The sequence below is a fragment of the Nocardia sp. NPDC057353 genome (genome assembly GCF_042667085.1).
Taxonomy (GTDB): Bacteria; Actinomycetota; Actinomycetes; order Mycobacteriales; family Mycobacteriaceae; genus Nocardia.
In genome coordinates this window covers 71,670-82,682 of sequence record NZ_JBHVAK010000026.1, presented here as the reverse complement: position 1 = coordinate 82,682, position 11,013 = coordinate 71,670, and the positions used below count along the sequence as shown (strand labels likewise).

The 11,013-nt window shown below is 70.3% G+C and carries 8 protein-coding genes; all 8 read left to right on the top strand.

Annotated features, from left to right (window positions below; all coding sequences use genetic code 11):
- Positions 1–204: 204 nt before the first annotated feature.
- The 8 genes from ACFUUZ_RS16085 to fadD32 all read left to right on the top strand — a co-directional run bounded on the left by ACFUUZ_RS16085 (position 205) and on the right by fadD32 (position 10,999).
- A complete protein-coding gene (locus tag ACFUUZ_RS16085) occupies positions 205–1,251 on the top strand; it encodes an alpha/beta hydrolase (RefSeq protein WP_378696748.1) in 1,047 nt (348 codons plus the stop codon).
- Between the two features lie 310 nt (positions 1,252–1,561).
- On the top strand, positions 1,562–2,620 hold the full coding sequence (locus ACFUUZ_RS16080) for an alpha/beta hydrolase (RefSeq protein ID WP_378696746.1): 1,059 nt from the start codon (positions 1,562–1,564) through the stop codon (positions 2,618–2,620).
- 451 nt (positions 2,621–3,071) lie between these two features.
- Positions 3,072–4,085: an alpha/beta hydrolase gene (locus ACFUUZ_RS16075; RefSeq protein ID WP_378696744.1), complete on the top strand. Its 1,014-nt coding sequence runs from the start codon at positions 3,072–3,074 to the stop codon at positions 4,083–4,085.
- A gap of 258 nt (positions 4,086–4,343) precedes the next feature.
- A complete protein-coding gene (locus ACFUUZ_RS16070; RefSeq protein WP_378696761.1) occupies positions 4,344–6,140 on the top strand; it encodes an alpha/beta hydrolase-fold protein in 1,797 nt (598 codons plus the stop codon).
- A gap of 74 nt (positions 6,141–6,214) precedes the next feature.
- Positions 6,215–6,742 carry a DUF732 domain-containing protein gene (locus tag ACFUUZ_RS16065; protein WP_378696742.1) on the top strand — a complete coding sequence of 176 codons (528 nt, stop codon included), beginning with the start codon at positions 6,215–6,217 and terminating at the stop codon, positions 6,740–6,742.
- Positions 6,739–7,722 (top strand): cutinase family protein, encoded by a 984-nt coding sequence (locus ACFUUZ_RS16060; RefSeq protein ID WP_378696740.1) that lies wholly within the window; start codon positions 6,739–6,741, stop codon positions 7,720–7,722. Before ACFUUZ_RS16065 ends, ACFUUZ_RS16060 begins: the two co-directional genes overlap by 4 nt.
- Before the next feature lie 128 nt (positions 7,723–7,850).
- Positions 7,851–8,894: an LLM class F420-dependent oxidoreductase gene (locus ACFUUZ_RS16055; RefSeq protein ID WP_378696738.1), complete on the top strand. Its 1,044-nt coding sequence runs from the start codon at positions 7,851–7,853 to the stop codon at positions 8,892–8,894.
- 191 nt (positions 8,895–9,085) lie between these two features.
- Entirely contained in the window at positions 9,086–10,999 is a 1,914-nt protein-coding gene (gene fadD32 / locus ACFUUZ_RS16050; RefSeq protein WP_378696736.1) for a long-chain-fatty-acid--AMP ligase FadD32, read from the top strand.
- Positions 11,000–11,013 lie beyond the last annotated feature (14 nt).

Sequence of the window (11,013 nt, the reverse complement as noted above, 5' to 3'; positions counted from 1 at the left end):
ACCCTTTCCGACTGCCGCCGCCCGGCCCCAGCCGGGCGGCGGCTGCGTCTCCGGCGCGCCCCGCGACGGCGCGCCGGGACGGTCGTGATCGGACACAAGCCGCTCCGCGAATCTCTATCACATTTCGATAACGGGCCCGGCCTCCTGCGCCGATAGGCTCGGTGCGATTTCGTGGACGAGGCACGCAGGAAGGCCCTTGATCAGATGCGAGGCGTGAACATCCGAAAGCGGGCGGGTTCCCGGATCCGCCGGGTCGCACTGCTGGCCGCGGCGGTGCTGCTGCCGATCGGCACCGGGCTCGGCGCCGCGGCGCCCGCCACCGCGGCCTTCGACCCGGCCGGGATCGACGTCTGGGTCGACTCCCCGATGGGGCCGGTCAAGTCGCGGATCTTCCGCGCCGCCGACGGCAATACCGATCGCGTGGTCTACGCCCTGGACGGCATGCGCGCCAGGGAGGACCTGAGCGGCTGGGAGCTGCACACCGAGGTGCCGCGGCAGCTCGCGGCGGCGAACATCAATGTGGTCATGCCGATCGGCGGGCAGTCCAGCTTCTACGCCGACTGGGCCGCGCCGAGCTCGCTGCCGGGGCTGCCGCCCGCGAGCGGCTCGGCCGGATCATCCACCGGCTCCGGCGGGTTGCAGGCGCTCGACCCCGGACCGGGCAAGAGCTACCGCTACCAGTGGGAGAGCTTCCTCACCGGCGCGCTGCCGGAGGCGCTGCGCGACCGCTACGGCTTCGCCACCGCGCGCAATGGCGTGATCGGGCTCTCCATGGGGGCGAGCGCCGCGCTCGCGCTCGCCGCGTTCCACCCGGAGCACTTCTCCTACGCCGCCGCCTACAGCGGCATGCTGAACGTGAATGCCCCCGGCATGCGCGAGGCCATCCGGCTCGCCATGGTCGACGCGGGCGGCTACAACATCGAATCCATGGCGCCCGCGGCCAGCGAGCTGTGGCAGCGGCTGGACCCGTTCTCGTTCGCCCCGCTGTTGCGGGAGAACGGGACCAGGCTCTGGATCGCCGCCGCGGACGGCCGCCCGCTGCCCGCCGACGGCGCCGATTTCGACACCCTCAACGCGATCGTGCTGGAGAACCTCGCCTCCGCCAACACCAGGGCGTTCCAGGCCAGGCTCGACGCACTCGGCGTCTCGAACGTCACCTACGACTTCGCGAACGTCGGGGTGCACACCTGGCGCAACTGGGAGTCCGAGGTCGGTCGGATGCTGCCCGACCTCTCCGCCTCCATCGGGTGACCGCGACGATGCCCCTGATCCGGCCGGGTGGGCACGCCTCCGCCCGGCCGGGTACCGTCGGCAATGGCGCCCGGAGGGCGTCCGCGGGACGGTCGGCAACGAATCGGTAGCGCTAGGGTGCGTCGGTTGTGGCTGGGATCACTATCCAGCAACATGGACCCATGCGCTTCCGATCTATACGGCGGAAGCACGCGCCGGAGTTGCACATGTCCGCGATGCGGAGCAGTGACGTGTCCTGGTGCCCGATGAGGGGCCGGTTTTGATAGCTTTCGATTTGCCAACCGGTCGCCAGAGCGAAAGGTTTCGACGAATGCGAAGTGCGCGCTGGAAACGCGGGGCCGGTGCGGGAGCACGCGGCTCCCGGCTCGGGCGGTGGAGTGTGGCGCTGGCGGTGGCGCTGCTCGCGCCGCTGGGGATCGGGGCCGTCGGGCCCGTTGCCCCCGCCAAGGCGGCCTTCAACCCCGCGGCGTTCGACTTCTGGGTCGACTCCGGCATGGGGCCGATCAAGTCGCGCGTGCTGCGCGCCGCCGATGGCAACACCAACCGCGTGGTCTACCTGCTCGACGGAATGCGCGCACCCGAGACGCTGAACGGCTGGGAAATCGAGACCCCGGTCGCGGAGCTGCTGGCGGGCGCGAACATCAACGTCGTGATGCCGGTCGGCGGCATGTCCAGCTTCTACGCCGACTGGAATGCCCCGAGCACCTTCGTCGGTATTCCGGCGGGCACCGGTTCGAGTTCCGGCTCCGGCGCGCTGAACGCTTTCGCCGCTGGCCCCGGCAAGAGCTACCGCTACCAGTGGGAAACCTTCCTGACCCGCGACCTGCGCAATGCGCTGCGCGACCGGCTCGGTTTCCGGGCGACCCGCAACGGCGTCTTCGGCCTCTCGATGGGCGGCAGCGCCGCGCTCACCCTCGCGGCCTACCACCCGGACCAGTTCAGTTTCGCGGGCTCGTACTCCGGCTACCTGAATATCTCGGCGCCGGGCATGCGCGAGGCCATTCGCGTGGCCATGCTGGACGCGGGCGGCTACAACGTCGACGCCATGGCGCCGCCGTGGGGCCCGCAGTGGCTGCGCATGGACCCGTTCGTCTTCGCGCCGCAATTGGTCCGCAACGGCACCAGGCTCTACATCGCCGCCGGTAGCGGCCTGCCGACCGCGGTCGACGGGCCCAGCTTCAACACCCTGAACGCCATGGGGCTGGAAGCGCTCGCGCTCGCCAACACCAGGGCGTTCCAGGTGCGGATGGCGACGCTCGGCGGCGGGAACACGACCTACTCGTTCCCGACCTTCGGCGTGCACAACTGGGTGAACTGGACCGAGGAGGCGAAGCGAATGCTGCCCGACCTCTCGGCGAATATCGGCTGACGCCGCCGCTCCGGACCGCCCGGCACCGATCACGGTGCCGGGCGGTCCGTCTTTTTCCGCCGTCTCGCCGAATGGGGAAGGATGCGGGATTGGTCACAGTGAAACCCCCGTATCCACCCCCTGAAAACCGCGAATTCCGCTGTCGGGTGGCCGTTCCTGTGGATAACGGAAACGAATCGGAACCAAGCCACGACATCAACCGGAGAACGCGATATGGTCTCCGCACGATCACAGCGCCACCCGGTGGGTAAACGACCACTCCGTCTTGCGAAGGATTACGGGGTCGAATATCGTCCAGCGAGCGCGAGTGTGACCAGATCGTTGTAGTGCGCTCCGCTGAACCGGTGGTCGGGATCCGGTTCGGCGGGGCCGCGCGTCTCGTAGGCAACACTGGTGCGGTCCCCGCCGGGGTGGGGAGCCGTGCCACGACAGCAGGAAGAGAGCAGGATTCATGCGTTTCGGCAGGGCGGCCGCGCCGAAGAAGACGAAAACGGGATGGCGTGGCCGGATGCTCGCGGTCGGTGCAGCTGCGCTAGCGCTGCCGATCGCCGCCGGTATCGCGGCCCCGACCGCCGCTGTGGCGGCTCCCGCCCCCGCGGCGCTCCGGGCGCCCGCGGGCGGGTTCGAGGACCTGATGGTCCCGTCCTCGATGGGTCCGATCAAGGTTCAGGTGCAGTGGGCGGCCCGCGGCGGTAACGCGGCGCTCTACCTGCTCGACGGCCTGCGGGCGCGGGACGACCGCAACGCCTGGTCGTTCGAGACCAATGCGCTCGAGCAGTTCAAGAACGACAACATCAGCCTGATCATGCCGGTGGGCGGGCAGTCGAGCTTCTACACCGACTGGTACTCCCCGAGCAACACCAACGGTCAGAAGACCACCTACAAGTGGGAAACCTTCCTGACCAAGGAGCTGCCGGACTTCCTGGCCGGCTACGGCGTCTCCAAGACCAACAACGCGGTCGCGGGCCTCTCCATGGGTGGCAGCGCCGCCCTGGCGCTGGCCGCCTACCACCGGGATCAGTTCAAGTACGCCGCGTCCTACTCCGGCTACCTGAACATCTCGGCGCCGGGCATGCGCGAGGCCATCCGCGTCGCCATGCTGGACGCGGGCCGCTTCAACGTCGACTCGATGGCGGCCCCGTGGAGCCCGCAGTGGCTGCGCATGGACCCCTTCGTCTTCGCGCCGCAGCTGAAGGGGCTGCCGATGTACATCTCGGCCGCCTCCGGCCTGCCGGGCCAGCACGACCGCCCGAACTCGGCGATCGGCGTCTTCAACACCGGTAACGCGATGGCGCTCGAAGCGCTCTCGCTGGTGAACACCCGCGCGTTCCAGGTCCGCCTGGCCTCGCTGAAGATCCCGGCCGCCTTCAACTTCCCGGCCGCGGGCACGCACTCGTGGAAGTACTGGGAGGGCGAGCTCTTCAACTCCCGCAAGGGCATCCTCGATGCCACCGGCGGTTGGTGACACCCCCCCGTTCGACGCCGCGGCGCCGTCAGCTTCCTCCGGGAAGCGGCGGCGCCGCTGCCGTTTCCCGAATCGGCGATCTCTCCACATAATCCTGGCAAATACTGAGCATCGGTCTGCGGTTGGCGCGTCGCGCCGGGAAAAGCCCTGTATGCGGGGTACAAACGATGGGTGGCAGGGAAAGTTGGGGGCGCCGGGGGGCGAAAATGGGCGTGTAAACGCGCTCCGGCAACCGGATCGCGACCGCGCGGTGGCCGCCTGCTGGCGGTAGCCGCCGCGGCGGCCATCGCGCTGCTCCCGACGGGCACGCCGGTGAGCTCGGCCCAGCCCGCCGCCGCGGCGGGCGCCGCCGCGGTGAGCCGGGTGGTCTGGCTGGACGACCGGCGGGTCGCGCTGTGGATCGACTCGCCCGCCATGGGCGCGCCGACGCAGGTGCAGCTGCTGCTGGCCAGGGACTGGAACAGCCGCCGGGATGCCGCCTTCCCGGTGCTCTACCTGCTGGACGGGCTGCGCGCGACCGACACCGAGTCCGGCTGGACCAAGGACGCGGGCGCGGAGAACTTCTACGCCGACAAGAACGTCACCGTCGTGCTCCCGGTCGGCGGCCAGTCCAGCTTCTACGCCGACTGGGCCCGCCCGGACAACGGCCACAACTACCAGTGGGAGACCTTCCTCACCCGCGAGCTGCCGCCGATCCTGGAGCAGCAGTGGCGGGCGACGAACGCGCGCGCCATCGCCGGGCTCTCCATGGGCGGCACCGCGGCCATGTTCCTCACCGGCCGCAACCCCGGCTTCGCCAAGTTCGCCGCCTCCTACTCCGGTTTCCTGACCACCACCACGCTCGGCATGCCGCAGGCCATCCAGTTCGCCATGCGGGACGCGGGCGGCTTCGACTCGAACGCCATGTGGGGGCCGCCGACCGAACCCGGGTGGCGGGAGCACGACCCGTACCTGCTCGCCGACAAGCTGCGCGGCGTCAGCCTGTACGTCTCCAGCGGCAGCGGCGCCACCGGCCCGCACGACCTGGCCTCGACGATCCCCGGCATCAGCACCAACTACGCGGGCACCGGGCTGGAGATCCTCTCCCGGCTCACCACGCAGAACTTCGTCGACAAGCTCGCCGAGCTGGAGATCCCGGTGCAGGCCAACTACCGCGCCTCCGGTACGCACTCCTGGCCCTACTGGGACTTCGAGATGCGGCAGTCGTGGCCGCAGCTGGCCGCCGCGCTCGGGGTCGAAGCCGACAAGCCCCCCTGCGCGGTCGGCGGCGCGATCCAGCCGGTGACCATCGTCAACCCCTGGCTCGGCGACTGCCTGACCGGCGAGTACCCGGTGCCCGGCGGGGTGGCGCAGGACTTCCGCTCCGGCCGGGTGCTCTTCGCGCCCGACACCGGGGCACACCCGGTGGCGGGCGGGCTCGCGGGCGGGTACATGGCGGCGGCGGCCGGGCCCGCGCCGCTCGGGCTGCCCACCGGCGACGAGCAGCTGCTGCCGGACAACCGCGGCCGGTTCCAGAGCTTCCAGGACGGCTCGCTGTACTGGACCAGGGAGACCGGCGCCCAGGTGGTGCGCGGCGCGATCCTCGACGCCTGGGGCGGGCAGGGCTTCGAACGCGGCCCCGCGGGCTACCCGGCCGGGCCCGAGGTCCGGCTGCCGAACCGGGACGCGCTGGTGCAGAGCTTCGAGCACGGCGCCTTCTACTACAGCGCCGCCACCGGGGCGCACCGGGTGCAGGGGCTGATCCTCGGCAAGTACGCGCAGCTCGGCTTCGAGAACAGCCCGGTCGGGCTGCCGATCGAGGGCGAGCAGCCCGCGAAGGACCTCGGCCGGTACGCGCGGTTCGAGGGCGGCACGCTGTACTGGAGCCCGCTCTCCGGTGCCTGGGCGGTGCGCAACGGCCCGATCATGGACGCCTGGCGGGACGCGGGGTACGAGAACGGCAGGCTCGGCTACCCGATCGGCGACGAGTTCGCGGTGCCGGGCGGGGTCCAGCAGAACTTCCAGTCCGGCTTCGTCACGGTGCGCGATGGGAAGCCCGAGATCCACGGCATCTGAACGGCACCGGGGCGCGGCCCGCTAGCCTGGTGGGCGACCGACCCCCCAACGCTGACTAGCGAGGACAAGAATTCATGCATCGGACCCGTGGAAAGGTGATGGGCGTCGCCGTGGCGCTCGCCGCCACCGGCCTGCTCGCGGCCTGCGGTGACAACGACTCGACGGCGACCAGCACCCCGTCGCTGACCGGCACCACCACGGCGGCGAGCCAGGCCCCGAGCTCCGCCGCACCGGCGCCGGACCAGGCCGCCACCCCGTCGGCCGAGGCGACGGCCCCGCCCGCCGATGAGGCCCCGGAGCGCCCGGAGCCGGTGCCGACCGATGCCGTCCCGCAGGCCGACAGCGGCGCGCTCGGCGACAAGGACAAGCAGTTCCTGGAGGCACTCGCCGCGAAGGGCGTCACCCCCTCCACCCCGGAGATCGCGCTCAGCATCGGCGCCTACGTCTGCCAGGGCAGCGCGGCAGGCGCCTCGGATCAGGACCTGATGACCTTCGTCTCCGCGATGGCGGGCTCCGACCCGTCCTTCGATCCGGCCAAGATGCCGGTCGAGCAGGCAGGCCAGATCTATCTGGACACGGCAAGGCAGACCTACTGCTCGTGAGCGCGCGCCGCGGTTCGCAGCCCCGCCGGTCCCGACCGGCGGGGTGCTTGATCTTCCTGCTCGTGGTCGCGCTGATCGTCATCGCGGCGCTGCTGCTGTGGTACCTGCTCGCGGGCAGGCTCAAGGTGCCCGGCCCCGGCCCGACCCCGCCGGAGCCGCCAGCCTCGCAGCCCGCCGACTGCCCCGACGTGCAGTTCCTCTCCATCCCGGGCACCTGGGAGTCGAACAGCACCGACGACCCGCACAACCCGACGGCGAACCCGGTCTCGCTGATGATCAATGTCTCCGGGCCGATCGCCGCGCAGTTCCCGGCCGAGCGGGTCGACGTCTACACCGTCCCGTACGTCGCCCAGTTCTCGAACCCCATCGCGATCCCGCCGGACGGCCAGCAGTCCTACAACAACAGCCGCTCCGAGGGCACTCAGCGCGCCGTCGAGCTGCTCACCGAGCGGCACGCGCGCTGCCCGCTGACCTCCTACGTCATCGCCGGGTTCTCCCAGGGCGCGGTGATCGCGGGCGACATCGCCGCGCAGATCGGCGCGGGCGACGGCCCGGTGCCCGCAAGTCTCGTGCTCGGCGTCACGCTGATCGCGGACGGCAGGCGGGCCCCCGACACCGAGGCCGCGGCCGTCACGGTCGGTGCCGCGCCGCCCGGCGTCGGCGCCGAGGTGGCGTTGAAGGGGCTGAACGTGCCCGGAATCACCATGACCGGCCCGCGCGAAGGCGGATTCGGTGAACTGGCGGGCCGGGTCTACACCATGTGCGCGCCCGGCGACCTCATCTGCGACGCCCCGCGCGACGCGCTGAGCCCGGCGAACATCATGGGCAGCGTGCTCACCCTGACCAGGGCCGTCGGCAATCCGGTACACAGCCTCTACAACGGGTACGTCGTCGACGACGCAGGCACGACCGCCACCGGGTGGACCGTGAACTGGGCGGCGGGGCTCATCGAAGGTGCTCCGCGGCCACCCCATTCGTGAGGTCTCACAGCAGCGCGCCGTACCCGTTCGCGTGCTCGCCAGCGGTGTGGCCGCATCCGTTCTCGGGGCTTGCGGGACGCTGTAAAGTGCGCTGGTGATCGCACCCGGCCCCAGAGGAGCATGAGTTCATGACACAAGCCGGAGCACCGGCCACCGCCGAGCCGAGTGCCGCGGCAGCCGAGCTGACCGCGCTGGGCACGCCGCTGCGGAAATTCCGGTTCGCCGCTGCGGGCGAGGGCAACAAGCAGGAGGGCGGCGCGCGCAAGTTCGTGCAGACCGCGCAGCAGGCCGAGGAGTACGGCTACGACACCTTCGTCGTGCCGGACCACCTCGGTGACCAGATCGGCCCGATCGCCGCGCTCGGCGCGCTCAGCCAGGCCACCGAGCGCATCCGGCTCGGCACCTCGGTGCTGGCCAACGGCTTCCGCCACCCCGTGGTGCTGGCCAAGGAGCTGGCCACCATCGACGTGCTCTCCAAGGGGCGGCTCGAGGTCGGGCTCGGCGCGGGCTGGAAGCAGGACGAGTACCTCGCCGCGGGCCTGGAGTTCGACTCACCCGGCGTGCGGCTGGCCAAACTCGACGAGGCGCTCACCATCCTCGACGTGCTGCTGCGCGGTAGGGAGTGCACCTTCGAGGGCAAGTATTACCAGGTCAACGGTCTGAAGGGCACGCCGCGACCGCGGCAGGGCCCGCGCCCGCCGATCTGCACCGGCGGCGGTGGACCGAAGATGCTCCGCCTCGCCGCCAAGCACGCCGACATCGTCTCGGTCGTTCCGGTCACCACCAAGAACGGCAAGGGTCTGCTCTCCGGGATCACCCTGGAGAAGACCATCGAGAAGGTCGAGCTCATCCGGGAGGCGGCCGGTGACCGGTTCGGCGACATCGAGCTGAACTGGGCCATCACCGCCATCGTCATCACCGACGACCGGGAGAAGACCGCCGAGATGGCGCTCACCGCCATCGAGCGCGGGCTGCACCCCGACCTCGAGGTGGACACCAAGCTGTCGGTGGCGGACATCCTGAACTCCCCGTACGTCGCCATCGGCACGTTCGAGGAGATCGCGGAGCAGATCCGCCGGGTCAGGAAGCTCACGGCCATGTCGTACGTCGGCATCTTCCCGACCCAGATGGATGCCTTCGCGCCGGTGATTCCGCTGCTGCGGGACGAGTGATCCGGTCTTCTCTGTAACATGACTCTGGTTTGAGTACATCTAGCCTTTAGCGGTCACCGCGCAGACCGCGACGAATCTGCCACGCCGGCGCTCGGACACGGAGTGCCCGCCGGGCGAAAGCGAGTCGGGGCCTCACAGGTATCTACGGCATCTCGCCGTCGGGCTGTTCGTGCCTCGGAGGAGAAGAAGGAATGGAAACGACTTTCGACGAGTACCTGGACGAGACCGGGAACATCCGTATTCCCCTCGATCACACCCTGGTCGACCACGTCGAGAAGCACACACGGAACGACGCGAACACGCTCGCGTACCGCTACATCGACTACTCGCGCGAGCGGGACGGTGAGGCACTCGAGCTGACGTGGCGTGAGTTCGGTGTCCGGTTGCGCGCGGTGGCCGGCCGACTCCAGCAGGTGACCAACCCGGGCGACCGGGTGGCGATCCTGGCTCCGCAGGGGCTGGACTATGTGATCTCCTTCTTCGCCGCCATCTTCGCGGGGAACATCTCGGTGCCGCTCTTCGACCCGGACGAGCCGGGTCACACCGACCGGCTGCACGCGGTGCTCGGCGACTGCAAGCCGTCGGCGATCCTCACCGCGAGCTCGTCGGCCGCGGGCGTGCGCCAGTTCTTCCGCTCGCTGCCCGCCGCCCAGCGGCCGCGGATCATCGCGGTCGACGCGATCCCGGACAGCGTCGGCGACAGCTGGGTGCGGCCGGAGCTCGACATCGACGACATCGCGTACCTGCAGTACACCTCCGGCTCCACCAGAACCCCGGCGGGCGTCGAGATCACGCACCGCGCGGTCGGCACCAACGTGCTGCAGATGGTGGACGCGCTGAAGCTCGACATGACCTCGCGCGGCGTCACCTGGCTGCCGCTCTTCCACGACATGGGGCTGCTGACGGTGATCCTGCCCGCGGTGGGCGGCAAGTTCATCACCATCATGTCGCCGAGCGCCTTCGTGCGGCGCCCGTACCGCTGGATCAAGGAGCTGGCCGCCGTCTCGGACGGTGCGGGCACCTTCGCCGCCGCCCCGAACTTCGCCTTCGAGCACGCCGCCGCCCGCGGCCTGCCGAAGAACGGCGAATCGCTCGACCTCTCCAACGTGATCGGGCTGATCAACGGCAGCGAGCCGGTGACCACCTCGTCGATGAAGAAGTTCAACGAGGCGTTCGCCCCCTACGGCCTGCCCAAGACCGCGATCAAGCCCTGCTACGGCATGGCCGAGGCCACGCTCTTCGTCTCCGCGACGAAGCACGAGGACGAGGCGAAGGTCAACTACGTCGACCGCGACGAGCTGAACGCGGGCCGCATGGTGCGCGTCGACCCCACCCACGAGAACGCCATCGCCCAGGTGAGCTGCGGCTACGTCGCGCGCTCGCAGTGGGCCGTGATCGTCGACCCGGACACCGTGGAGAGCGGCGTCGGCACCGAGCTGCCGGATGGCAGGGTCGGCGAGATCTGGCTGCACGGCGAGAACATGGGCATCGGGTACTGGGGTCGCGACGAGGAGACCACCAAGACCTTCAAGAACCGGCTCGGCGAGCGGCAGCCCGGCGACAGCCGCGCCGACGGCACCGAGAAGGACGCCGACTGGATGCGCACCGGCGACTACGGCGTCTACTTCGACGGCGAGCTCTACATCACCGGCCGGGTCAAGGACCTGGTGATCGTGGACGGCCGCAACCACTACCCGCAGGATCTGGAGCACTCGGCGCAGGAGGCGAGCAACCAGCTGCGCCCCGGCTTCGTCGCCGCCTTCTCGGTGCCCGCGAACCAGCTGCCCGCGGTGGTCTTCGAGCAGAACCCGTCCGGGCTGAAGTTCGACGCGGACGACGGCTCGGAGCAGCTGGTGATCGTCGGCGAGCGCGGTCCGGGCGCGGGCAAGGCCGATCCGCAGCCAATCGCCGACGCGGTGCGCGCGGCGATCTCGCAGCGGCACGGCGTCACCGTGCGCGACGTGCTGCTCGTGCCGGCGGGCTCGATCCCGCGCACCTCCAGCGGCAAGATCGCGCGGCGCGCCTGCAAGGCCGCCTACCTGGAGGGAACGCTGCGGGGTGGCTACACCCAGCAGGCCTTCCCCGACGCACCCGACGAAGAGTGAGCACGGATTCCCGG

Bases quoted from the DNA above. Each gene is read 5' to 3' on its own strand.
- ACFUUZ_RS16085 (WP_378696748.1), top strand. From the start codon at position 205: ATGCGAGGCGTGAACATCCGAAAGCGGGCGGGTTCCCGGATCCGCCGG.
- ACFUUZ_RS16080 (WP_378696746.1), top strand. From the start codon at position 1,562: ATGCGAAGTGCGCGCTGGAAACGCGGGGCCGGTGCGGGAGCACGCGGC.
- ACFUUZ_RS16075 (WP_378696744.1), top strand. From the start codon at position 3,072: ATGCGTTTCGGCAGGGCGGCCGCGCCGAAGAAGACGAAAACGGGATGG.
- ACFUUZ_RS16065 (WP_378696742.1), top strand. From the start codon at position 6,215: ATGCATCGGACCCGTGGAAAGGTGATGGGCGTCGCCGTGGCGCTCGCC.
- ACFUUZ_RS16055 (WP_378696738.1), top strand. From the start codon at position 7,851: ATGACACAAGCCGGAGCACCGGCCACCGCCGAGCCGAGTGCCGCGGCA.
- fadD32 (WP_378696736.1), top strand. From the start codon at position 9,086: ATGGAAACGACTTTCGACGAGTACCTGGACGAGACCGGGAACATCCGT.